A 23,928-nucleotide genomic window follows, 5' to 3' on the forward strand; every position below is an offset into this window, starting at 1 on the left:
ATCGGTCCTTCCTCATCTCCCGGGTTCTCGGCTAGCTGCTCGGCTGTCTCCACGTCGCCGCGTCGGCCGGAGCCCTCTCACCCAAGGGTTTCCCACGTTGACCGACCACACATTCAACGCTTTCTTCGCACTGCACCACCGCCTGCCCCGGCAGAGTCCGGGCTCGGACGCGACCACCCGGCGGCTGCTCGCCCTCGCGGGCCCGCAGCCGGACCGCCCGCGCGTCCTGGACCTGGGCTGCGGTCCCGGCAGGGCCGCCCTCCTGCTCGCCGCCGAGGCGGGTGCCGAGGTGACCGCGGTCGATCTGCACCAGCCGTTCCTCGACGAACTGCGCGAGGCGGCCGAGGCGCGTGGCCTCGGTGACCGGATCCACACCGTCAGGGCCGACATGGCGGACCTCGGCAGGTTCGCCGACGGCTCCTTCGACCTGGTCTGGGCCGAGGGTTCCGCGTACATCATCGGGTTCGACACGGCGCTGCGTGACTGGCAGCGGCTGCTCGCTCCCGGTGGCTCGATGGTGATCACCGAGTGCGTCTGGACCACGGACGCGCCGGCCGACGAAGCCCGTGCGTTCTGGGAGCGGCACGGCTCCCTGCGCCCGGTCGCCGCCAACACGGCTGCTGCCGTGGCGGCGGGCTGCCATGTGCTCGGCGTGCTGCTGCAGCCGGGGAGCGACTGGGACGAGTACTACGTCCCCCTCGCCGAACGGGCTGCGGCCACCGATCCCACGGCTCCCGGTATGGCGCAGGCCCTCGCGGCCACCGCCGAGGAGCTGGCGATGCGCCGCGACCACGGCAAGGAGTACGGCTACGCCGGCTACGTCCTGCGGCCGGCCGACTCCCGGTGGCGGACCCGTCCGGAGACCTCCGCGGACCGCGATGCCGTGCACGCCGTCAACACGGCGGCGTTCCCGACGCGGGCCGAGGCCGATCTGGTCGATGCCCTGCGCCTGGATCCCGGCGCCTGGCTGCCCGGTCTCTCGTACGTGGCCGAGGCACCGGACGGTTCCGTCGCCGCGCACGCGCTGCTGACCCGGTGCCGGGTCGGGGACGCGCCGGCGCTGGCGCTGGCCCCGGTGGCGACCTCGCCCTCGCATCAGCGCGGGGGCGCGGGCCGTGCCGTGGTGCGTGCCGTGCTGGACGCGGCCCGGCTGCGGGGTGAGCCGCTCGTGCTGGTGCTCGGCCATCCGCGGTACTACCCGGCGTTCGGCTTCGTACCGGCGTCGCGGTTCGGGATCGGGGTCGCTTTCGATGTTCCCGACGAGGCCCTGATGGCCCTGCGGCTCGACGATTCCGCGCCGGTGCCCATGGGCAGCATCCAGTATCCGGACGCCTTCGGAGTCTGACGCGGTGTCCGGTCCGCCGCGCCGTCAGGGTGCGGCGGGCCGGACATGCCAGCACCCGAAGTACGGACAAGCGGCTTTTGTGCGGCAGACTTGACCGGACTCGAGGGGTCCGGCGCACGAGGCCGGGAACCAAAGCGAAGGATGGGTATGCCGACCACACCAGCCACCGCGGCGCACAGCTCGTCGAACGGCACAGCAGAAGCGATCATGCTCGAACTGGTCGACGAGGACGGCACCACCATCGGCATCGCGGAGAAACTCGCCGCCCACCAGGCACCGGGCCAGCTGCACCGGGCGTTCTCCGTGTTCCTCTTCGACGAACAGGGACGTCTGCTGCTGCAGCGCCGTGCGCTCGGCAAGTACCACTCCCCCGGCGTGTGGTCCAACACCTGCTGCGGTCATCCGTACCCCGGCGAGGCGCCCTTCGCGGCCGCCGCCCGGCGTACGTACGAGGAGCTCGGGATCTCGCCCTCGCTGCTCGCGGCCGCGGGCACGGTCCGCTACAACCATCCGGACCCCGTCTCGGGCCTGGTGGAGCAGGAGTTCAACCATCTGTTCGTCGGGATGGCGCAGGAGCAGCTGCGGCCGGATCCGGAGGAGGTCGGCGAGACGGCCTTCGTGACCGCGGGTGAGCTCGCGGAGCGGCACGCCGCCGCGCCGTTCTCGGCCTGGTTCATGACGGTGCTGGATGCCGCGCGGCCCGCGATCAGGGAGCTGACGGGGCCGTCCGCGGGCTGGTGAGACGCCGCCCGGCGGGTGCGGGGGCGGTCAGAACTGGGCCCTCAGCGGCAGCGCCGCCCAGATGATCTTCCCGCCACCCGCCGTGTGCTCCACGTCGCAGGTGCCGCCCGCCTCCGCCGTGACCTCCCGGACCAGCAGCAGTCCACGCCCGCCCGTCTGCGCGTAGTCGGTCACCAGGGCGGTCGGGCGGTAGGGGTGGTTGTCCTCGACGGACACCCTGATCCATTCAGCCCCGATGGCGACCTCGACCGCGAGCTCGGGCGAGAGCAGTGCGGCGTGCTTCACCGCGTTGGTGACCAGTTCCGAGACGATCAGCAGCAGGCCCTGGAGGACGTCGTCCTCCACGGGCACGCCCTGCCGGTTCAGCAGGTCCCGTACCGCGTGCCGGGCCTGCGGTACCGAGACGTCGACGGCGGGGGCGGTGAATCGCCACACCCCCTCGTACGGCACGGGATGGGCCGGTACACTCCCGCGGCTCTCCATAGACCGGTACCCGCTCTCGACTCGCACGTCACTGACTATCGAGTAATGAGTGTCGGGAACAGCTTGGTCCGGACCGGGCTTCTGACCATAAGTAGTCGGTTATAGAAGCAATGTGACCGAGTGGGTATGACAGCGTCAGGTGATTGGACTACTTCTCGTCTTCTTCGGGCGTCATCTGGTCCGTCACCAGGCTGACGATCCGTCGGCCGCCGATCAGAGCATCGACAGCACCTCATGGTGCGCCCGCTTCGCGACCCCTTCTTGATCTTAGGTACGGGCCGTACGGATAGCATCCGGCGCATGGATCCCAGGGAGCAGGCGCGGCTGGAGCACACCGTCGCGGACGGCGTCGCCACCGTCGTCATCAGCAACTCCGCCAAGCGGAACGCGATGACCGCGGACATGTGGCGGTCGCTGCCCGGACTGCTGGAGAAGCTGGCCACCGACCCGGCGGTACGGGTGCTGGTGCTCACCGGCGCCGGGGACACCTTCTGCGCCGGCGCCGACATCACCTCGCTCCGGGAGCCGGGCAGCCGTGCGCAGGAGCTCGCCGTGCGGGCGGAGGAGGCGCTGGCCGCCTTTCCCCGGCCCACGCTGGCCGCCGTGCGCGGATACTGCGTGGGCGGCGGCAGCCAGCTCGCGGCCGCCTGTGATCTGCGGTTCGCCGAGGAGGGGGCGTCGTTCGGTGTGACTCCGGCCAAGCTCGGGATCGTCTACCCCGCGTCGTCGACCCGGCGGCTGGTCGCCCTGGTCGGCCCGGCCGCCGCGAAGTTCCTGCTCTTCTCCGGCGAGCTGATCGCCGCGGAACGGGCCCTGCGCACGGGGCTGGTGGACGAGGTGCTGCCGACGGGCGGACTGGACGCCCGGGTGCGGTCGTTCGCGCAGGTACTGGCGTCGCGTTCGCAGCTGACCCAGGCCGCCGCGAAGGAGTTCGCCGACGGCCGCGAGGACCGGGACGCGTACTGGTCGGAGCAGGCGCGCGGAAGCGGCGACACCGCGGAGGGTGTCGCCGCCTTCATGGAGCGCCGTACGCCCCGCTTCACCTGGGTGACGGGATCTGCCCGGGCCGCTCCTACTTCAGGCTGAACCGGCTGCTCCCACGGAACTCCTCGACCAGGGCGGCCGGGGCCTTTTCGGGGGATCCGGCGTCGTACGGCGGCTGGGGGTCGTACTCGGTGAGCAGCTGGACGGCCTGGGCGTGCTCGTCCCCGGCGATCCGGCCGAGCAGGGTGAGGCCCATGTCGATGCCGGACGACACCCCGGCGGCCGTGACGTACTTGCCGTCGAATACGACGCGCTCGCCGGTCGGCTCGGCCCCGTACGTCTTGAGCATGTCGAGGGCGAGCCAGTGCGAGGTGGCTCGCCGGCCGTCGAGCAGTCCGGCAGCGGCGAGCAGCAGTGAACCGGTACACACCGAGGTCGTCCAGGTGCTGGTCGCATCGGCGGTGCGCAGCCAGTCGAGCAGGGTCTCGTTCTCCATCTGGGCGCTCTGTCCGGGACCGCCGGGCACGATCACCAGGTCGGGGGCGGGGACTTCGGCGAGCGAGCGGTCGGCGTGGAGTGCGAGGCTCCCGTTGTCGTTGCGCACGGCCCCGGTCCGCTCGGCGACGAAGACGGTCTCGGCGCCGGGAGTGCGGCTTAGGATCTCGTAGGGGCCCACGGCGTCGAGGGCGGTGAAGCGGTCGAAGAGCACGATGGCGATCTGCACGGTGTTCCTTACGTTGCGGGCGGGTTGATGCACACGGGCGGGGAGTGGAAGCGGCGGCGGTATTCGGCGGGCGCCGTACCGAGCGCCTTGACGAAGGCGCGGCGCATGGCCTCCGGGGTGCCGTAGCCGCTGGCGCGGGAGATTCCCGCGACGCCGTCGGTGGTGTCCTCCAGGAGCCGGCGGGCCTGTTCGAGGCGGACGCGCTCGACGTACCGGCCCGGTGTCAGACCGGTCTCGGCCTGGAAGGCCCGGGCGAAGTGGCGGGGTGAGGGCCTGGCCCGGGCCGCCAGTGCCTCCACGCAGAGGTCGGCGTCCGGGTGCTCGGTGATCCAGTGCTGAACGGCCCGCAGGGGTTCGCGGACGGCCGTCTGGGCGGTGAGCTGGGCGCTGAACTGGGCCTGGTTCCCGGGGCGCCGCAGGAACACGACGAGATGGCGGGCCACCGCGAGCGCCACGTCGCGGCCGTGGTCCTCCTCGACGAGGGCCAGGGCGAGATCGATGCCGGCGGTGACACCGGCCGAGGTGGCCAGCCTTCCGTCACGTACGAAGATCGGGTCCGGGTCCACCTCGACCGCCGGGTGGTCACGGGCGAGGGTCTCGCAGACGGACCAGTGGGTGGTCACGCGGTGGCCGTCGAGCTGCCCGGCCTCCGCGAGCAGCAGGGCCCCGGAACAGACGGAGACCAACTGCCCGGCGCGCGGGGCGTTCTCACGCAGCCAGTCGATCAGCGCCGGGTCGGGTGCTCGGGTCCCGGACCCGCCGGGGACGAGGAGCATGTCGGGCACGTCCGCCTCGGCGAGAGAACCGTCGGGGATCAGGGTGAGGCCGTTGGAGCAGCGGACCGGCGCACCGGTCAGGGAGGCGGTGCGCAGCCCGTAGGAGACACCGGGGGTATGGGAGGCCCCGGCGAAGACCTCCATCGGGCCGCTCACATCGAGGCTCAGCACGTCCTCGAAGAGGACGACGAGTACGGATCGCTGCTTCATGTCTGCCATCCTGGGCGGTCCGGCCCGATGGCTGCAATGACGGGTTCCCCACCTTTCCTGCCATACCGGGGGCGCGGGCCATGTCACCCCCGCGCCGGGGTTTCGCGGCGTACTGACCAGTCGGTAACGTACCGGCATGAGTACTCTTCCGCCCCGCGCCGGGCGCCGCTGCCACAACTCGGTCAACCCCCTGCACTCCTGCGTCTACTTCTCCCCCGACCTGGGCGAGGAGTTCGGCAAGCTCGGCATCGACGACGCGAGCGCGGCCTACTTCGCCGCCCGCGGCGCCGCGCTGGGCGCCGTCGGGGCCGGAGCGGTCACGTCCACCTTCTACAACTTCAACCACGAGCTGGTGTCCCGCCATCTGCCCGCCGTGTGGTCCGTGGCCTCGCCCCAGGCGGCGCTCGACGCACGTCTGCGCGCCGCCGACTCGACACTGCGCCGGCTGCTCGGCGAGGAGGTCGTCGCCTCCCCCGAGATGGCGGAGGCTGCCGCGCTGGCCCTGCGCGCCGCGGAGGCCTGCACCCGCCACGCCCGGCCGTTGTACGCCGCGCACGCCGACCTGCCGGTGCCGGACGAGCCGCACCTGGCGTTCTGGCACGCGGCGACGCTGCTGCGCGAGCACCGGGGCGACGCCCACCTCGCCGCCCTGCTCTCGGCCGGTCTCGACCCGGTCGAGGCCCTGGTCAGCCACACCGCGACCGGCAAGGGCATGGCGCCCCGCTGGATCATGGGCACCCGCGGCTGGCGGCGCGCCGACTGGGACGCGGCGGTGGCGCGGCTGCGCGGGCGCGGCCTGCTGGACGACGCGGGCGAGCTGACGGACGCGGGCACCGCCCTCAGGGCCGGCCTGGAGGAGGCGACGGACCGCATGGACGCCGCACCGTACGAGCACCTGGGCGCGGAGGGCGTGGAACGGCTCACCGAGCTGGGGCGCGGATACCTGTTCGCCGCGGCAGCCGCCGGCGCGTTCCCGGACGACCTCGTCGGAAAGGGCTGAGCCCCGGAACGTTTACGGGCCGCGGTCGGGGTCAGGCGCACAGGGCACACAGACCCCGACGAAGGAGAACACCATGCGCACGATCGCAGACGTCTTCCGCACCATCGGCTCCGCCGTGGGCACCGTGGTGACGCTCCCCTTCCGGCTGGTGGCCAAGGTCTTCGGTGGCGCGTCGCGCGGCGGCCGGGCCCGGCGCGCCTGAGCGGGCGGTCCGCGGGCCCGCCCGACGAGGTCACGCGACACGGCACCCGGCCACCCGGCACAATGCAGGCGAAGGTGACCACACCGGATGTGGACCACTCCGTGGCACACAGCCAGCACAGCCAGTACGAGAAGGCGAGTCGGGAAAACCGTGACGACGTCCATCGAAGGCAGGATCGCCGAGGAACTCGGCGTACGTGAGCGTCAGGTGAAGGCGGCCGTCGAGCTGCTCGACGGCGGGTCGACCGTGCCGTTCATCGCGCGCTACCGCAAGGAAGCGACCGAGATGCTCGACGATGCGCAGCTGCGCACGCTCGAGGAACGACTGCGGTACCTGCGGGAACTGGAGGACCGTCGAGCGGCGGTCCTCGATTCCGTACGCGAGCAGGGCAAGCTCGATGCCGCCCTGGAGGCGCAGATCCGCGCGGCCGACACCAAGGCGCGGCTGGAGGACATCTATCTGCCCTTCAAGCCGAAACGCCGGACGAAGGCGCAGATCGCTCGCGAGGCGGGTCTGGAGCCGCTGGCGGACGGACTGCTCGGTGACCCGTCGAAGGACCCGCTCGCCGCGGCAGCCGCGTTCGTCGACGCGGACAAGGGTGTGGCGGACCCGGCGGCGGCCCTGGACGGCGCCCGCTCCATCCTGACCGAGCGGTTCTCGGAGGACGCCGATCTGACCGGTGAGCTGCGTGAGCGCATGTGGTCGCGCGGCCGGCTGGCCGCGAAGGTCCGCGACGGCAAGGAGGAGGCCGGTGCGAAGTTCGCCGACTACTTCGACTTCGCGGAGCCGTTCACCGCGCTGCCCTCGCACCGGGTCCTCGCGATGCTCCGGGGCGAGAAGGAGGACGTGCTCGACCTGGTCCTGGAGCCCGAGGAGCCCGCGGGCACCGAGCAGCCCGGCCCGTCGACGTACGAGAACATGATCGCCCGCCGTTTCGGTGTCGCCGACCGCGGCAGGCCGGGTGACAAGTGGCTGGGCGACACGGTGCGCTGGGCCTGGCGGACGCGGATCCTCGTCCATCTCGGGATCGATCTGCGACTGCGGCTGCGTACGGGCGCGGAGGACGAGGCGGTACGCGTCTTCGCGTCGAACCTGCGCGATCTGCTGCTCGCCGCACCGGCCGGCACCCGGTCGACGCTGGGGCTCGACCCCGGCTTCCGCACGGGTGTGAAGGTCGCCGTGGTGGACGCCACCGGCAAGGTCGTCGCGACGGACGTCATCTACCCGCACGTTCCGGCGAACAAGTGGGACCAGTCGCTGGCCACGCTCGAGCGGCTGGCGAAGGAGCACGACGTCGATCTGATCGCGATCGGCAACGGCACCGCGTCCCGCGAGACCGACAAGCTCGCCGGTGAACTGTGCGACAAGCACCCGGAGCTGAAGCTCACCAAGGTGATGGTGTCCGAGGCGGGCGCGTCCGTGTACTCGGCCTCGGCCTTCGCTTCGCAGGAACTCCCGGACATGGACGTGTCGTTGCGCGGCGCGGTCTCGATCGCGCGCCGCCTGCAGGACCCGCTGGCCGAGCTCGTGAAGATCGACCCGAAGTCGATCGGCGTCGGCCAGTACCAGCACGACCTGTCCGAGGTGAAGCTGTCGCGTTCGCTGGACGCGGTGGTCGAGGACTGTGTGAACGGTGTCGGTGTCGACGTCAACACCGCGTCGGCGCCGCTGCTCTCGCGGGTGTCGGGCATCGGCTCCGGGCTCGCCGAGAACATCGTGGCGCACCGGGACACCAACGGCCCGTTCCGGTCGCGCCGGGCGCTGAAGGATGTGGCACGGCTGGGCCCGAAGGCGTACGAGCAGTGCGCGGGCTTCCTCCGGATCAGGGGCGACGACCCCCTGGACGCGTCGAGTGTGCACCCGGAGGCCTACCCCGTGGTGCGGACGATGGCGAAGACGACGGGCGGGGACGTCGCCTCGCTCATCGGCAACACGGGCGTCCTGCGCTCGCTGCGGGCCGATGACTTCGTGGACGAGAAGTTCGGCCTGCCGACGGTCACGGACATCCTCAAGGAACTGGAGAAGCCGGGCCGCGACCCGCGCCCCGCCTTCAAGACGGCCACGTTCAAGGAGGGCGTCGAGAAGATCGGCGACCTGGCCTCCGGGATGGTGCTCGAGGGTGTCGTCACGAACGTCGCGGCCTTCGGCGCGTTCGTGGACATCGGCGTCCACCAGGACGGCCTGGTGCATGTGTCGGCGATGTCGCGGACGTTCGTCAAGGACCCGAGGGATGTCGTCAAGCCGGGCGACATCGTGAAGGTGAAGGTCATGGAGGTCGACATCCCGCGCAAGCGGATCTCGCTGACGCTGCGGCTGGACGACGAGGCCTCGGACGGGCAGGGCGGTGGGCAGGGCCTGCGGCGCGAGAGGAACGGGCAGGGCGACGGCGAGCGGCCTCCGCGCCAGCGGCAGGGCAGCCCGGGACAGCGGCAGGGACAGGGGCAGGGCGGCCAGGGACAGCGGCAGGCGCAGGGAGGCCGTCAGGGCGGTGGCGGCCAGGGCCGTGACCGGCGGGGCGACGGCCAGGGCGCTGCCCCCCGTCCGGCGGCCGCACCGGCCAACAGTGCGATGGCCGACGCGTTGCGGCGTGCGGGGCTGACGGGTCCCGACCGGGGCGGCCGTAAGCGCTGAGGCGACGGAGCGGGCGGACAGGAGCTCTTCCTGTCCGCCCGTTTCCTTTGCCTCGCCCAGGGACCGCCCGGCTACGGGGAACAAGACCGTTACATGGAACGGGTGTTGCCCGAAGCATTGACATGTTCAGAACCCACCGCCACGCTGATTGCCAGCCGCGAATGCAACCGGTTGCATTCCGCCAGCACGAGCCGCACACCGCAGGAGCGAGGTACCAGGCCCCACCACCTCGCGCCCACCCCCGACCTCACCCGCAGAGAGGACTGTTCATGTCCGGCACACCACGCTCGCCCACCCGCTCCGGTCCGGCCTTCACCGCCGAGGTCGAGCCGGCCACCTGACGGCTGCCCAGTTGTGCAACCGGTTGCACATATCCCGGGGCCGCCCCCTGATCCGCACGGGCCGGACCGCGCGGACTAGGCTGAGGATCCTGGGGAGAAGTGTCGACCGGCACGCGGCGAGGAACAGAGCGGGCGGCGGCGCAGGGCGGGCAAGGGGAAGACAACCGTGGCCATGACCATCCGTGACGTCGCACAGGCAGCCGGGGTTCATGTCTCGACCGTCTCCCGGGCCTTCTCGGCCTCCCACCTGGTCAAGCGGGAGACCCGGGACCGGGTCCTCGCCATCGCCGCGGAACTGGGCTACCAGCCCAACGAGACCGCGCGCGCCCTGACCACGGGGCGCACCCGGAATCTGGGGCTGATCGTCTCCGATATCGCCAACCCCTTCTACCCGCCGCTCATCAAGGCCGCCCAGGCGTACGCCAGGGTCCGCGGCTACCAGGTCTTCGTGGCCGACACCGACGAGGACGTGGCCGCCGAGGAGGAACTGATCCAGACCCTGGCCCGCCAGGTGGACGGAGTGGTCCTGGTCAGCCCCAGGCTGGCCAACGACGTCATCGGCCGACTGAGCGGGGAACTTCCGTTCGTCCTGGTCAACCGGTCCGTGACGGGGCTGTCCGCCGTACTGATGGACGTGGCGCACGGTGCGACGCTCGCGGTGGAACACCTGGCCGGGCTGGGCCACGAGCATCTCGCCCTGGTCGGCGGCCCCCGTGGCTCGTGGACCAGCGCGCAGATGCGCAGGGCCGCCGGGCGGGCGGCTGCGGACCAGGGGGTCAGGCTGGACGTGCTCGGCCCCAACCGGCCGACGCAGCACGGCGGTATCGCGGCGACGCCCGCCGTCCTGAGGACGGGAGCCACCGGGGTGATCGCCTACAACGATCTGGTCGCCATAGGGCTCATCGAAGGGTTCGACGACCGGAACGTACGGGTACCCGGGGACATCAGCGTGATCGGCGTGGACGACACCGTGGCCGGCCGGCTGAACCGCCCCCGGCTGACCACCGTCGCCATGCCCACAGCAGCGGCGGGTCGCACGGCGGTCGATCTGCTCATCCAGACCGTGGAGACATCGGGCGGCGGTCCGGCCACGGCACAGACCACTCTGGCGACCTCCCTGGTCGTCCGGGACTCCACAGCCGCCCCGGCGCACCCTGCCGACTGATCCTTCGTCCCAACTTCTTGACCGCTCGGAGCGGGTGACGTACCGTCACCGCAGTTCACATACACGAACCTGATTCATGTACTGAATTCTCTTCTGGAATCGGGAACGGCCTTCACCACCGCACCACACCCCCGACAGGTGCCTGCGGACGATGCCGCAGGCGGTGAAAGGAATACCTAGTGCGCACAAGGAATCAGCACGTCAGGAGACGAGGCGGCCGCGCGGCCGCCTCACTCGTCGCCATCACCTCCGTGATCGCCGCAGGCCTCACCGCGCTGTTCGCGACGGGTTCGGCGACAGCCGCCCCGGCGACCGGCTCGTACACACTGAAGAACGCGGCCAGCGGACTGTGTCTGGGCGTGCCCGGATCGAGCACCTCCGCCGGCGTGCAGCTCGCCCAGAGCGCCTGCAACGCGGCCACCAGCCAGACCTGGAAGCTGACCGCTTCCGGAAGCGGCTACACGCTGGCCGCCGCGCACAGCTCCAAGTGCGCCGGGGTGAAGGATGCCTCCACCAGCGCCGGCAAGGCGGTGGAACAGCAGACCTGCAGCGGTGCCGCGACCCAGGTCTGGACGCTGACGGCGGTCAGCGGCAGCACCTACCGGGTGGTCAACAGCAACGGCGGCAAGTGCCTGAACGTGAAGGACAGTTCGACCGCGTCGGGCGCGCTGATCCAGCAGAACTCCTGCGACTCGGTGACCAGCAAGAACTGGACCTTCACCGCCTCGGGCACGGTTCCCACGGACCCGCCCACCGACCCGACCGACCCGCCCACCGACCCGCCGACCGACCCGGACTCGCCGCCGTCGTGGCCGACGGCCAACGGCAGCCAGGCCGTCTCCGCGACGATCGAGGTCTCGGGCACGTACGACGGTGGGTTGAAGCGCCTGTACGGCACCGGTGACCTGGGCAGTGGCGGTCAGGACGAGGACCAGCCCCCGATGATCAAACTGGCGGACGGCGCCACCCTGCAGAACGTCATCCTCGGCGCCCCGGCCGCGGACGGTGTGCACTGCGCGGGCACCTGCACCCTCAAGAACGTCTGGTGGGAGGACGTGGGCGAGGACGCCGCGACCTTCCGCGGCGGCTCCTCCTCGACGGTCCGCACCATCGACGGCGGCGGCGCGAAGCTGGCCGAGGACAAGGTCTTCCAGCACAACGGCGTCGGCACGCTGGTCGTCAAGAACTTCCAGGTCGACGACTTCGGCAAGCTGGTCCGCTCCTGCGGCAACTGCTCCACGCAGAACGCCCGGCACATCCAGCTCCAGAACATCTGGGCGACGGCTCCGGGCACCAGCCTGGTCGGCATCAACACCAACTACGGTGACACGGCACGGATCTCGGGCGTCACGATCTACGAAGACGGCGACCGTGACATGAAGATCTGCACCAAGTACAAGGGAACGACCAGCGGCGAGCCGAGCGAGATCGGCTCGGGAGCGGATGGCACGAACTGCATCTACTCCGCGTCCGAGATCACTTACGTCGACTGAGGCGGCCCCTCGACGGGGCGCATGACGGACCCGCTCTTCCCGGCAGCGACCGGGAGGGGCGGGTCCCTCGCTGTCAGCTGATCTCGACGACCTTGCCGTCGGCGACCTCGACCCGCCGGGTCGTGTGGACGGCTTCGAGCATCCGCCGGTCGTGCGTGACCAGGAGCAGCGTCCCGGTGTACGCGTCGAGCGCCGACTCCAGCTGCTCGATCGCGGGCAGGTCGAGGTGGTTCGTCGGCTCGTCCAGGACCAGCAGGTTGACACCCCGGCCCTGGAGGAGGGCGAGAGCGGCCCGGGTGCGTTCGCCCGGGGAGAGCGTCGTGGCCGGCCGCAGCACATGGTCGGCGCGCAGGCCGAACTTGGCGAGCAGCGTACGGACCTCGGCCGGCTCCGTCTCGGGGACGGCCGCGCAGAAGGCGTCCAGCAGGCTCTCCGTACCGTGGAACAGCTTGCGCGCCTGGTCGATCTCGCCCACCACGACGCCCGAGCCGAGGGAGGCGTGGCCGGAGCCGAGCGGGAGCCGGCCGAGCAGTGCGGCGAGCAGCGTCGACTTGCCCGCCCCGTTGGCCCCGGTGATGGCGACCCGGTCCGCCCAGTCGATCTGCAGGGTGGCCGGACCGAAGGAGAAGTCGCCGAGGACGACCGTGGCGTCGCGGAGGGTGGCGACGACGGAGCCGGAGCGCGGGGCGGAGGCGATCTCCATCCGCAGCTCCCACTCCTTGCGCGGTTCGTCGACGACGTCGAGGCGCTCGATCATGCGCTGCGTCTGGCGGGCCTTCGCGGCCTGCTTCTCGCTGGCCTCACTGCGGAACTTGCGGCCGATCTTGTCGTTGTCGGTGGCCTTGCGGCGGGCGTTCTTGACGCCCTTGTCCATCCAGCCGCGCTGCATCTGTGCGCGGCCCTCGAGCGCGGAGCGCTTGTCCGCGTACTCCTCGAACTCCTCACGGGCGTGGGTACGGGCCCGCTCGCGCTCCTCCAGATAGGAGGCGTAGCCGCCGCCGTAGAGGTTGATCTCCTGCTGGGCCAGGTCGAGCTCGAGGACCTTGGTCACCGTACGCATCAGGAACTCGCGGTCGTGGCTGACGACGACGGTGCCCGCGCGCAGGCCGGACACGAAGCGCTCGAGCCGCTCCAGGCCGTCGAGGTCCAGGTCGTTGGTGGGCTCGTCGAGCAGGAAGACGTCGTAGCGCGACAGGAGCAGCGAGGCCAGTCCGGCACGGGCCGCCTGGCCGCCGGAGAGCGCCGTCATCGGAAGGTCGAGACCGATCCTCAGTCCGAGGTCGGCCGCCACCTCCTCCGCCCGTTCGTCGAGGTCGGCGCCGCCGAGCGCGAGCCAGCGCTCCAGGGTTTCGGAGTACGCGTCGTCCGCGCCGGGAGCGCCGTCCACGAGGGCCTGGGTCGCGGCGTCCATCGCCGTCTGCGCTTCGGCGACACCGGTGCGGCGGGCGAGGAACTCCCGCACGGACTCGCCCGCGCGGCGCTCGGGCTCCTGCGGGAGGTGTCCGACGGTGGCGGTGGGCGGGGAGAGGCGCAGTTCGCCCTCCTCCGGGCGGTCGAGCCCGGCGAGCAGTCGGAGCAGCGACGATTTTCCGGCACCGTTGGCTCCGACGAGACCGATCACGTCGCCGGGCGCGACGACGAGGTCGAGTCCGGCGAAGAGCGTGCGGTCGCCGTGTCCGGCGGCGAGTTCCTTGGCGACGAGAGTGGCAGTCATCAGGGTGCCGATCCTAACGAACCGCGCCGGGTGCGGTCCCGGCGGACGACGGGTGCGGTCCCGGCGGACGACGGGCGCGGTCCCCGGTGCGGCGGGCGCGACGGCCTCAGGGGGCGACGGTCGCGATCAGCACGCTCCCCGCGCTGCGTGCCACGAGGGAGGAACGCCCCTTCGCCACCCGTGCCTCCAGGGGGATCCGGTGCTCGCCTGCGGCGAGGACCCCGTCGAAGACCTCGTCGGTCCGCGTGCGGTGCAGCAGGTCGAGGCGGTACGCGACCAGGCTCACCCGGCAGGTCGAGCTGACCTCCAGGCAGGCCGTGCCCTCCGTGACGGTGAGCCCGAGCAGCCGCCTCCCGGAGGGCGGGGTGCGGTCCAGCGCGTTCTCGATCCGTGCGACGAGGAGCGGGATCACGGGGGCGGTCCCGTCGACGTACGCGACGTCGGCGCCCGCCCGGCCGAACGCCTCGCGCACCGCGGCGCGCTCCGCGTCGGTGACGGCCAGGCCGAAGGCCACGGCACCGTACCCGCGCAGTTCGGCGGCCGGCACCCCGGCGGCGTCCTGGGCGATGTCGGCGCCGATGCCGATGGTGCGCAGGGCGGCCGCGAGCTTGGCGAGGACCGCGACGCGAGCCCCTATGAGCAGGACGCGACGCCGGGCGGCGGGACCGTCCCGCTGCGTGTCCGTCGTGCCGTCCGCGGGGAGGAGCTGTTCGAGCTCGGCGCGGTACTGCTCGCCGTCGAAGCGGAACGGGCCGATCCCGTGGTATCCGCCCCGCTCCAGGTCGACGGTCCCGTACGTCTGCCAGGCGAAGTCCCGCCACACGACATCGGTGCCGTCCCGTTCGATGACGGCGGTGACCGCCCCGCACTCGAGGCTCTCGCACTCGGGGCAGCCGTAGATCACATAGCGGCCGTCGGCCAGCGGAGCGTCCGCTTCGAGCAGCAGTCGCCGTACGTGCGTGGCGAAAATCGCCGGCGCCACGTCGGAGGCGAGCGGCGAGACCGCGTCGAGGTCGGACAGCTGGAACAGCAACGGCCGGCCGTCGACGATGAAGTCCATGAAATCCCGGTGCGCCTGGTAGCCACCGTCGGCCAGGACTCCCCCGGCCCGTATCGCCGGCGCAAGGCCGAACGTCGAGTACTGGGCTGACATGACGGGAGTATTCCCACCATGAGGCCGATGTGAGCACGGCTCGGGGGATTCCGTTAGCGTCCGCCCAGGGAGCGCGGCCGTCCGGCGCCGCGGGAGTGGCAGGGGTGAGCGGTGTGACGGACGTGATCGTGGTGGGCGGCGGAGTCAGCGGGCTGACCACGGCAGTGGTGCTGGCGGAGCGCGGTCACCGGGTGCGGTTCTGGTCACGGGACGCCTCCTCGGCCACGACGTCGGCGGTGGCCGGCGCCCTGTGGTGGCCGTACCGGATCGAGCCGGAGGCGCTGGTGGGCGACTGGTCGCTGCAGTCGCTGCGGGTGTACGAGGAACTGGCCGCCGCACCGGAGGAGACCGGCGTACGGCTGGTCCCGGGGGTGCACGGGGGTGAGCGGCTCGCGGCGCTGGGACCCTGGGCACGCAGCCTGAGGAACGTGTCCGAGGTCGGCCAGGGGCTGCGGGTGACACTGCCCCTGATCGACATGCCGGTCCACCTGGGCTGGCTGCAGGGGCGGCTGGCCGCGGCCGGAGGGGTGACCGAGCGGCGCACGGTGCGGGCCTTCGACGAGGCCGCCGCCGAGGCCCCCGTGGTGGTCAACTGCACCGGCCTGGGCGCCCACGGCCTGGTCCCGGATCCGGGGATGCGGCCGGTGCGGGGCCAGCTGGTGGTGGTGGAGAACCCGGGCATCGACGAGTGGTTCACCCTGGCGGACCCGGCTTCGAGCGCGACGACGTACTTCTTCCCCCAGCCGGGCGGACTGCTGCTGGGCGGCACCGCCGAGACGGACGACTGGCGCACCGAGCCCGACCTCCGTACGGCCGAGGAGATCGTGGCACGCTGCGCGCGGGTACGGCCGGAGATCGCCGGGGCCCGGATCACGGGGCACCGGGTCGGGCTGCGGCCGGCCCGGGACGGCGGGGTGCGGATCGAGGCCGACGAGCTGCCCGGAGGTGGTCTGCTGGTGCACAACTACGGGCACGGCGGCGCCGGGGTGACGGTGGCCTGGGGCTGCGCGCGGGCTGCGGCCCAGCTGGTGGGCTGAGCCGCAGCGCCGGTCAGGCGGACGGGTCGTCCTTGTGCCGTTCGTCGCTGATGACCTCGGAGCCAGGGCCGATCCGGATCTCGAAGTCTCCGTCGTACTTGGCGTGGCCCTCGATCACCGCGGACTCGACGGCCTCAACGCCGAACTCCTGGCGGACGATCTGCGGGTCCTGCCGCAGGTCGCGCATCAGGGCCACGCACATGCCGATCATCACGATGGTGAAGGGCGCGGCCACCAGGATGGTCAGATTCTGCAGGCCGGCCAGGGCGTCGCCCTTGCCGTTGCCGATGAGCAGCATGACCGCGGCCACGGCGCCGGTGACGATGCCCCAGAAGATCACGACCCACTTGGCCGGTTCACGCACGCCCTTCTGGGAGAGGGTGCCCATCACGATCGAGGCGGCGTCCGCGCCCGAGACGAAGAAGATGCCGACCAGGACCATCACCAGGATGCTCATCACCGTGGGGATCGGGAACTCCTGGAGGACGCCGAAGAGCTGCGCCTCCGGAGTGTCCCCGACGCCCTTGAGCCGCCCGGCCTCCTCCAGCCTGATCGCGGAACCGCCGAAGACGGCGAACCAGACCAGGCTGACCGTGCTCGGCACCAGGATGACTCCGCCGACGAACTGACGGATCGTCCGGCCGCGACTGATCCTCGCGATGAACATGCCGACGAAGGGCGTCCACGAGATCCACCACGCCCAGTAGAAGACGGTCCAGCTCGAGAGCCAGTCGGCCACCTCGCCCTCGCCGGTCGCCTCCGTGCGCCCGGCGAGCTGGGCGAGGTCACCGAAGTACGCGGCGAGGGATGTGGGCAGCAGGTCCAGCACGATGATGGTGGGACCGGCGATGAAGACGAACACCACCAGGATCAGGGCCAGCACCATGTTGATGTTGGACAGCCACTGGATGCCCTTCTCGACACCGGACACGGCGGAGGCGACGAAGGCCGCCGTCAGGACGGCGATGATCGCCACGAGGAGGCCGGTGCCGGTCTGCTCCATCCAGTTGAGCTCCTGGAAACCGCTGCCGATCTGGAGGGTTCCGAGCCCGAGCGAGGCAGCCGAACCGAAGAGCGTCGCGAAGATGGCGAGGATGTCGATGAACCGGCCACCGCCGCCATGCGCGTGGCGGGCCCCGATGAGCGGCTCGAACACCGCGCTGATCGTCTGCCGCCTGCGGCGCCGATAGGTGCTGTACGCGATGGCGAGACCGACCACGGCGTAGATCGCCCAGGGATGCAGTGTCCAGTGGAAGAGGGTCGTGGCCATCGCCGTCTGCATCGCCTCGGCGGCATCGGCGGGACGCGTGCCGGGAGGCGGATTGACGAAGTGGGCCAGCGGCTCACTCACCCCGTAGAACATCAGGCCGATTCCCATGCCGGCGCTGAACATCATCGCGACCCAGGAGACCGTACGGAATTCGGGCTTCTCGCCCTCCTGACCGAGCGAGATCTTCCCGTACCGGCTGATCGCGAGCCAGAGGGCGAAGACGACGAAGCCCGAGGCGGCCAGCATGAAGGCCCAACCGCCGTTGTGGATGAGTCCGTTGAGCAGTCTGCTGGAGACGTCCTCCAGCGAGTCGGTGGCCGTGGAGCCCCAGACCACGAAGGCTACGGTGAGCACCGCCGTGACGCCGAAGACCACCCTGTCGGTCGTGGGGCGCCGGCCGTCGTGCTGCTCAGCGGGAAGATCGGCTGTGACCGGCAGGTACTCCCCCCGCCCATCCGTTCTCTGCTCGTCGTGTGACACAAATGGCACCTTTCACGCAGTGCGAAAATTTCGCTCTCCGTAGGCAGTACCACACGCAGCGTGCATCCCTGGGGTCAACAAGCCGTATCGGCTTGACCCGTTACGAGGTGATATGTGGCCCGCTCGTCCAGCAGGAGCGGGATCAGTCTGCGGGCCGGCTGGCGCAGCGATACGTACGCTCCGTCACCGTCGCGTCGGGACGTCACGCCGTGCAGGGCCAGTTCGTCCCCGACCTCCGCGTACTGGGCGGCGTCCAGCCGGTAGCCGCAGGGCGGGTCCTGGAGGATCTCCCCCGGTTCCGCCGGATCGTTGTCGGCGCCGCCGAGGAGGACGGGACCGCGGTCGGCGAGCCCTGCCAGGCGGGACGCGGTGGTGACCGCGGTGATACGCCCCTGGCGCTCCCCGACGAACGAGAACAGACCACCGAGTGCCGCCTGCTGGGACTCGACCCTGCGCCGCTTGTTGAGTGCCTGATCGGACCGCTCGGCCTCGGTGAGCGCGTCGGTCCGCGACTCGATGAGCAGGCCGACCGCGTGCTTGATGCCGGCGGTGTTGCGCAGGATCCGCTCCTGGCCGTCGCCCGCGGTCTGCTTGATCGGGTCCCCCGTGACCGGGTCGGTCCAGATCCCGTAGAGGCCGGTGCTGTAGCCCGCTGCCGCGGCGGCGGGCCTGACGTACCGGTCGGACAGGCTCCGGGCGGCGTCGTGCACCCCGTCGGCCGTGTTGAGATTGCGCGGCCACAGGACGAAGAGGTCCTTGTCGTAGTACGGCGGGGTGGCGCCGTACTCGTGCAAGTCGTAGATGACATCGGGTCGTTGATCACGGATGACCCGCGCGACGGCCCGGCCCTCGGCCGTCCGCAGGGCGATGTGGTCACGGTTGATGTCGACACCGTCGGAGTTGCCGCGGGTGTCCGCCGCACGTCCGTCGGGATTGGCGGTGGGCAGCACCAGTACACGCGTACGGGACAGGAGTGCTCGCGTCGCCCGGTCCTCGGCCAGGGCGAGATCCCGGACCGCCGACAGACAGGCCTCACGGCCGGCCGGTTCGTCGCCGTGCTGGCTGCAGATCAGCAGTACGGTGCCGGCCGCCGGGGTGCGCGCCCCGATGTGGACGAGCCGCAGGGGGCGCCCCTCCTTCGTCGTGCCGATCCGTTCGACGAAGGCACGGTCGCTCGCCCGGTCGACCTCGGCGAGGAAGGACTGCTCCTCCGCCTGCCCGGTCCACCGCTCACCCCTGCTGATCTCGAATCCGGTACGGGGCACGAGGTGCGAGGCCTCGGCCGGCGCGGTGGCGAACGGCACGGCCAGCGCGGCTGCCACGACGATCACCCCCAGGTCGCGCCGCAGCACGCGGCGGCCCAGGGAACGGCGACGGAGCGCACGAGTGAGTCGGGGGATCACGAGCAACTGCCTCCCGGGTCCGGCTGGGCCGGGCCGCAGCGGGCCCGCCCGCGTAGCGGCGTGTGCGGAAGGTACCCCGGTCAACTCCTGCGCAACAGGGGGCGATCACCTGTCCGGCCGGAACAGTCGTGCGGTTAGGGTGGCCGCGTTCGTGTCCAGACCGCCGGTTCCGGCCCCTCCCCCTGCCGGGGCCCGCGTGTACGAGGAGCTTGCCTTGCCCGATCCGACCCGCGATCCGCAGCGTGACGCCCGGCCCACCCTGGAGGCCGTGGCGGCCCGCGCCGGTGTGTCCCGGGCGACGGCGTCCCGTGTCGTCAACGGCGGTGCCGGGGTGCGGCAGCCCCTGGTGGACCAGGTGCGCAAGGCGGTCGACGAGCTCGGCTACATCCCGAACCACGCCGCACGCACCCTGGTCACCCGGCGCAACGGTGCGGTCGCCGTGATCATCGACGAACCCGAGGTCCGGATCTTCTCCGACCCGTTCTTCTCCCGCCAGATCCGCGGGATCAGCCGCGAACTGAACGCGCACGACGCCCAGCTGGTGCTGCTCCTGGTGGAGGGCAGCGGGGACTTCGACCGGGTGACCCGCTACCTGGCCGGTGGCCATGTGGACGGCGCGCTGGCCTTCTCATTGCACACCGACGACGAACTTCCGTCGATCATCCGGCGGTTCGGCGTGCCGACGGTCTACGGTGGCCGCCCCGAGCGCCCCTCTCCGGGAACGGATGCCGCCGCGCCGCCCGTGCCGTACGTCGACTGCGACAACCGGGGCGGCGCCCGTGAGGCCGTACGCCATCTGGTCTCGCTCGGCCGGCGCCGGATCGCGCACATCGCCGGACCGCGTGACCAGACCTCCGCGCTCGACCGGATCGACGGCTATCACGACGTACTGCCCGACGCCGATCCGGAGCTGGTGGTGGACGGCGACTTCACCGCCGAAAGCGGCGCACGGGCGATGGAGGAACTGCTGGCGGCCCGTCCGGATCTGGACGCGGTCTTCGCCTCCAACGACCTGATGGCCTCGGGAGCCCTGCGGGTGCTCCACGAGCGGGGGATCCGGGTGCCGCAGGACGTGGCACTCGTCGGCTTCGACGACATGGAGTCGGTGGCGGAGACCACCGAACCGCCTCTGACGACGGTCCGTCAGGATGTCGAAGGGATGGGACGGTTGATGGTGCGGCTGCTGATGGAGCGGCTGAACAGCGGTACGGGCGAGTGGCCCGCGTCCGTGATCACCCCGACCGAACTGATCCGCCGCGCCTCGGCCTGAGACTCCTGCCCCCGCGCTCCGCGCGCCAGGCCGCACGCGCGGTCCGGGCGCGCGGCAGGTAGCGCAGCCGCTCGGGAAGCACGGGCACCACCAGCCGGACGACGGCGCAGAGCCGCCGGAGGTGCCGCTCCTGGGCAGGGGTCCAGTCGAGCCCGATCGCCTCGCGGGCGTCCCGTGGCATCAGCCCCACGGTGATGAAGCCGCGGAACCGGGCGAGCGGCGGGAGCAGGACCGGCCACACCGCTGCCACCAGCAGCCGCACGGCCCACGGACCGCGGTCGGGTGGCGGTACGGGGCTGTCGACGGCGACGAGCTCCCGTACGACCGTGGTCGCCTCGATCTCGTCGGCCAGCATCTTGCGGTAGTACGGCCAGAACTCCTCGATCGTCTGCGGCATGTCCCGGTCGTGGATGCCGAGGATCCGGCCGACCTGAAGCCACTCGCGGTACAGGGCACGCTCCTGCGCCCCGGTGAGCGGGCGGACCAGATAGCGCGCCGCGTGCTGGTAGACGGGGAAGCCGGTGGCATGCACCCACGCGTAGTTCGCCGGTGCGAGGGCGTGGTAGCGGCGGCCGCGGGTGTCGGTGCCCTGGATGGTGCGGTGCAGCTTCCTGAGCCTGCGCCCCTCCTCCGCTGCCGCCTCTCCCCCGTACACCCAGAGCTGGAGCGAGCGCAGGGACCGCTCACCGCGTCCCCACGGGTCCGTACGGAAGACCGAGTGCTCGTCGACGCCCGCGCCGACCGCCGGGTGGGCGACCTGGAGGGTGAGGGCGGCGGGCAGCATCAGGAGCCCGCGGATGTCGCCGGCGAGGCTCCACAGGACACCGCCCGGCGGGGGCGGGACGGGCTCTCCTGCGCTGGTCATGCGGAGGCTCCCAGGGGTCGGCGGGTGCTCGGACCGGAGCCCGGGCCGTACGTGTTCCAGTATGCGATCACGAGCGCCCCGGCGAGCCTGAGGGACGGTGGGCGGCGGGCGGGGCGCCGAGGGTGACCGGCCGGACACCGTGCGCCGCCTTGAGGTCTTCGAATCTGTGTCAGCAGTGTTGACGCACCTCGTGAAACAAGTCAATAGTATTTGTAACTTTGACTCTCCGGGCGAGAGGAGCCGTCAAATGACCGACCCAGTACGCGATTTGAGGCTCACAGCAACCTGAACCGGCTCCACCCACAGAGGAGGTCGCCCGCCATGGGCCGCTACAGCCGACTGCGCGAGATCCGCCGGATGGATCCCGCCCGCGACTGCGCCGAGATACTCCGGCTGATGTCGCAGTACGAATTCCCGTGGGACTACCGGCAGGGCATCAGCGTCGCCTTCCTTCGCGACTACGGCGTCCCGAGAATCTCCGTGCTGCTCGACCGCACCCAGGAGTTCGAGCGCAACGGCCAGAAACGCTACGACGACACCGTCCTGTTCGGGTACGAGATGGCGGCCGAGGGCTTCGACTCCGAGCGCGCCCGCGCCGCCGCCCGGCATCTCAACCGCATTCACGGCAAGTACCGCATCCCGAACGAGGACTACCTCTACGTACTGGCTACGACCGTCGTCGGCCCCAAACGCTGGATCGACCGCTTCGGGTGGCGCCCCCTGTGCGCGCAGGAGGCGGGGGCGCTGGCGGAAGCAGGGCGGCGGATGGCCGTCATGATGGGCATCGAGGGCGCTCCCGACACGTACGAAGGATTCGAGAAGCTGCTCGACTCATACGAGGACCGGATGTTCGCGTACGACCCGGCGAACCGCCGGGTCGCCAACGCCACCTTCCGGGTCATGGCCGCCTGGTACCCGGGCCCGCTGCGCCCCCTGGTGGCCAGACTCTCGCTCGCCCTGCTGGACGAACCGCTGCTGCGGGCACTCGGTTTCCCGGCGCAGCCCCGCTGGTTACGGGCGACGGCCACGCGGATGGTGCGTACCCGGTCGCACGGGGTACGGCTGCTGCCCGCCCGGCCGCGCTGGCTTCCTTCCCGGCCCAGGCCACGCAGTTACCCCTTCGGATACCAGCTCGACGACCTCGGCCCGCACTGGGCCCAGAGCCGCCCGCTGGAACCCCTGCCCATGGAGAAGACATGACGACCCCGACGGACCAGCACGACCACGGCATCGACGACGTCCGCGCCGAGGTGGCACGGGCCAGGAGCGCCGGCCGGAGCTGGGCGGCGCTCGGCCCCCGGGAGCGGCGCGCGGCGCTGCTGCGCTGGAAGCGGACACTCGCCCGGCGCACCGACGAGTTCGCCGGACTGATCGCCTCGGAGACCGGCAAGCCGCTGCACGACGCCCGCGCCGAGGTGCTGGTGACACTGGTCCACCTGAACTGGGCGGCACGCAACGCCCACCGGGTGCTGGGCCGGCGCCGGGTGCCCTCCGGTGTGCTGTCGGTCCATCAGCGGGCACTGCTGGCCTACCGCCCGCTGGGGGTGATCGGGGTGATCGGGCCGTGGAACTACCCGCTCTACACGCCGATGGGCTCGATCGGCTACGCCCTCGCTGCGGGTAACGCCGTGGTCTTCAAGCCGTCCGAACTCACGCCCGGGGTAGGGGTTCTGCTGGCCCGGAGCTTCGGGGAGGCCGTCCCGGACCACGCGGACCTGCTGCGGGCGGTCACCGGCCCGGCTTCCACCGGCGCCGCCCTGGCAGGCGCGTACGGCCCGGCCGGTGTGGACAAGATCGCCTTCACGGGATCGCCCGGCACCGCCCGCAAGGTCGCGGCGGCCTGCGCGGCCACGCTCACGCCGCTGCTCGCCGAGTGCGGGGGCAAGGACGCGGTACTGGTCGCGGCCGACGCCGATCTGGACGCGGCTGCCGATGCGATCGTCTGGGGCGCAATGGGCAACGCCGGCCAGACCTGCGCGGGCGTGGAGCGGGTCTACGCGGTGGCCTCGGTGCACGAGGAACTGTGCGCGCGCATCGTGCGCGGGGCACGGGCACTGGCTCCCGGCGAGGCGTACGGCCCGCTCACCCTGCCCTCCCAGCTGGGCGTGGTGGAACGCCACGTGAAGCAGGCCCTGGTGGACGGGGGCAGGGCCGTGCTCGGCGGCCCCGACGCGTCGGTGACGCGGACGGTGGGACCGGTGGTGCTCACCGGCGTACCGGAGGATTCCCCGGCCGTGACGGAGGAGACCTTCGGCCCGGTCGTCGTGGTGAATCCGGTGCGCGACATGGACGAGGCCGTCGAGAGGGCGAACGCGTCGGCGTACTCGCTGGGCGCCGCCGTCTTCACCCGCTCCCGGGCGGCCGGGCTCGCGGTGGCCGGACGTCTCGACTCCGGTGCGGTGTCGGTCAATTCGGTGCTCGGCTTCGCCGCGATTCCCGCCCTGCCCTTCGGCGGTGCGGGCGAGTCGGGGTACGGACGGATCCATGGCGAGGAAGGGCTGCGGGCCTTCGCCGCGCCGCACTCGGTCACCGTACGGCGGTTCGCACCGGCGGTGGACCTGACCTCGTTCGCGACGCCCCGGGCGAAGGCCGCACGGGCGGTCGAGCTCGGCAGGAGACTGCACGCCCGGTTCTGAGCGCG

At 71.5% G+C, this 23,928-nt stretch carries 20 protein-coding genes; 12 read left to right on the forward strand and 8 right to left on the reverse strand.

The window, feature by feature from the left end; all coding sequences use genetic code 11:
• Positions 1-97 precede the first annotated feature (97 nt).
• Both OG257_RS05830 and idi read left to right on the forward strand, forming a co-directional pair.
• Positions 98-1,345, forward strand: coding sequence for a bifunctional class I SAM-dependent methyltransferase/N-acetyltransferase (locus tag OG257_RS05830; RefSeq protein WP_329205339.1), 1,248 nt, complete (start codon positions 98-100; stop codon positions 1,343-1,345).
• Between the two features lie 147 nt (positions 1,346-1,492).
• Positions 1,493-2,086 (forward strand): isopentenyl-diphosphate Delta-isomerase, encoded by a 594-nt coding sequence (idi, locus tag OG257_RS05835; RefSeq protein ID WP_329205341.1) that lies wholly within the window; start codon positions 1,493-1,495, stop codon positions 2,084-2,086.
• A gap of 27 nt (positions 2,087-2,113) precedes the next feature.
• Here the strand turns inward: idi and OG257_RS05840 are convergent, their stop codons facing one another.
• Complete coding sequence (locus OG257_RS05840) at positions 2,114-2,569, reverse strand: ATP-binding protein (protein WP_329214925.1); 456 nt, start codon at positions 2,567-2,569, stop codon at positions 2,114-2,116.
• Positions 2,570-2,869: 300 nt separating this feature from the next.
• Here OG257_RS05840 and OG257_RS05845 point away from each other — a divergent pair, with 300 nt between their 5' ends.
• Positions 2,870-3,655 carry an enoyl-CoA hydratase/isomerase family protein gene (locus OG257_RS05845; protein ID WP_329205343.1) on the forward strand — a complete coding sequence of 262 codons (786 nt, stop codon included), beginning with the start codon at positions 2,870-2,872 and terminating at the stop codon, positions 3,653-3,655.
• Here the strand turns inward: OG257_RS05845 and OG257_RS05850 are convergent.
• Together OG257_RS05850 and OG257_RS05855 are read right to left on the reverse strand one after the other, a co-directional pair.
• Complete coding sequence (locus tag OG257_RS05850; RefSeq protein ID WP_329205345.1) at positions 3,642-4,277, reverse strand: DJ-1/PfpI family protein; 636 nt, start codon at positions 4,275-4,277, stop codon at positions 3,642-3,644. The two genes, OG257_RS05845 and OG257_RS05850, sit on opposite strands and share 14 nt — an antisense overlap.
• An 8-nt stretch (positions 4,278-4,285) precedes the next feature.
• Complete coding sequence (locus tag OG257_RS05855) at positions 4,286-5,263, reverse strand: GlxA family transcriptional regulator (protein ID WP_329205346.1); 978 nt, start codon at positions 5,261-5,263, stop codon at positions 4,286-4,288.
• A 136-nt stretch (positions 5,264-5,399) separates the two neighbouring features.
• Here OG257_RS05855 and OG257_RS05860 point away from each other — a divergent pair, with 136 nt between their 5' ends.
• From OG257_RS05860 to OG257_RS05880, 5 genes are all read left to right on the forward strand, one after another.
• On the forward strand, positions 5,400-6,263 hold the full coding sequence (locus OG257_RS05860; protein ID WP_329205348.1) for an SCO6745 family protein: 864 nt from the start codon (positions 5,400-5,402) through the stop codon (positions 6,261-6,263).
• Positions 6,264-6,336: 73 nt separating this feature from the next.
• Positions 6,337-6,465: an LPFR motif small protein gene (locus OG257_RS05865; RefSeq protein ID WP_329205350.1), complete on the forward strand. Its 129-nt coding sequence runs from the start codon at positions 6,337-6,339 to the stop codon at positions 6,463-6,465.
• A 150-nt stretch (positions 6,466-6,615) separates the two neighbouring features.
• Positions 6,616-9,096, forward strand: coding sequence for a Tex family protein (locus OG257_RS05870; RefSeq protein WP_329205352.1), 2,481 nt, complete (start codon positions 6,616-6,618; stop codon positions 9,094-9,096).
• A 513-nt stretch (positions 9,097-9,609) separates the two neighbouring features.
• Positions 9,610-10,602 (forward strand): LacI family DNA-binding transcriptional regulator, encoded by a 993-nt coding sequence (locus OG257_RS05875; protein ID WP_329205354.1) that lies wholly within the window; start codon positions 9,610-9,612, stop codon positions 10,600-10,602.
• Between the two features lie 179 nt (positions 10,603-10,781).
• Positions 10,782-12,095: a pectate lyase gene (locus OG257_RS05880; protein ID WP_329205356.1), complete on the forward strand. Its 1,314-nt coding sequence runs from the start codon at positions 10,782-10,784 to the stop codon at positions 12,093-12,095.
• A gap of 73 nt (positions 12,096-12,168) precedes the next feature.
• Here OG257_RS05880 and OG257_RS05885 read toward each other — a convergent pair whose 3' ends face one another.
• Together OG257_RS05885 and OG257_RS05890 are read right to left on the reverse strand one after the other, a co-directional pair.
• On the reverse strand, positions 12,169-13,809 hold the full coding sequence (locus OG257_RS05885; RefSeq protein WP_329205358.1) for an ABC-F family ATP-binding cassette domain-containing protein: 1,641 nt from the start codon (positions 13,807-13,809) through the stop codon (positions 12,169-12,171).
• A gap of 106 nt (positions 13,810-13,915) precedes the next feature.
• Positions 13,916-14,962: an oxidoreductase gene (locus OG257_RS05890; protein ID WP_329205360.1), complete on the reverse strand. Its 1,047-nt coding sequence runs from the start codon at positions 14,960-14,962 to the stop codon at positions 13,916-13,918.
• A gap of 113 nt (positions 14,963-15,075) precedes the next feature.
• Between OG257_RS05890 and OG257_RS05895 the strand changes: the two genes are divergently transcribed.
• The gene (locus OG257_RS05895) at positions 15,076-15,999 is read left to right on the forward strand and encodes an FAD-dependent oxidoreductase (RefSeq protein ID WP_443054554.1); all 924 of its coding nucleotides are present in this window, start codon (positions 15,076-15,078) and stop codon (positions 15,997-15,999) included.
• A 13-nt stretch (positions 16,000-16,012) separates the two neighbouring features.
• Here the strand turns inward: OG257_RS05895 and OG257_RS05900 are convergent, their stop codons facing one another.
• Together OG257_RS05900 and OG257_RS05905 are read right to left on the reverse strand one after the other, a co-directional pair.
• The gene (locus tag OG257_RS05900) at positions 16,013-17,749 is read right to left on the reverse strand and encodes a BCCT family transporter (RefSeq protein WP_329205364.1); all 1,737 of its coding nucleotides are present in this window, start codon (positions 17,747-17,749) and stop codon (positions 16,013-16,015) included.
• A 74-nt stretch (positions 17,750-17,823) separates the two neighbouring features.
• Positions 17,824-19,152: a M14 family metallopeptidase gene (locus OG257_RS05905; protein ID WP_443054303.1), complete on the reverse strand. Its 1,329-nt coding sequence runs from the start codon at positions 19,150-19,152 to the stop codon at positions 17,824-17,826.
• 214 nt (positions 19,153-19,366) lie between these two features.
• Here OG257_RS05905 and OG257_RS05910 point away from each other — a divergent pair, with 214 nt between their 5' ends.
• Positions 19,367-20,422: a LacI family DNA-binding transcriptional regulator gene (locus OG257_RS05910; RefSeq protein WP_329205366.1), complete on the forward strand. Its 1,056-nt coding sequence runs from the start codon at positions 19,367-19,369 to the stop codon at positions 20,420-20,422.
• Here OG257_RS05910 and OG257_RS05915 read toward each other — a convergent pair.
• Positions 20,385-21,287: an oxygenase MpaB family protein gene (locus OG257_RS05915; RefSeq protein WP_329205368.1), complete on the reverse strand. Its 903-nt coding sequence runs from the start codon at positions 21,285-21,287 to the stop codon at positions 20,385-20,387. The two genes, OG257_RS05910 and OG257_RS05915, sit on opposite strands and share 38 nt — an antisense overlap.
• Positions 21,288-21,608: 321 nt before the next feature.
• On the opposite strand from OG257_RS05915, the gene OG257_RS05920 reads away from it, so the two are divergent.
• Positions 21,609-22,487: an oxygenase MpaB family protein gene (locus OG257_RS05920; protein WP_329205369.1), complete on the forward strand. Its 879-nt coding sequence runs from the start codon at positions 21,609-21,611 to the stop codon at positions 22,485-22,487.
• Positions 22,484-23,923 carry an aldehyde dehydrogenase family protein gene (locus tag OG257_RS05925; protein WP_329205371.1) on the forward strand — a complete coding sequence of 480 codons (1,440 nt, stop codon included), beginning with the start codon at positions 22,484-22,486 and terminating at the stop codon, positions 23,921-23,923. The genes OG257_RS05920 and OG257_RS05925 overlap by 4 nt, the downstream gene beginning before the upstream one ends.
• Positions 23,924-23,928 lie beyond the last annotated feature (5 nt).

It is taken from the genome of Streptomyces sp. NBC_00683, from assembly GCF_036226745.1.
Classification (GTDB): domain Bacteria; phylum Actinomycetota; class Actinomycetes; order Streptomycetales; family Streptomycetaceae; genus Streptomyces.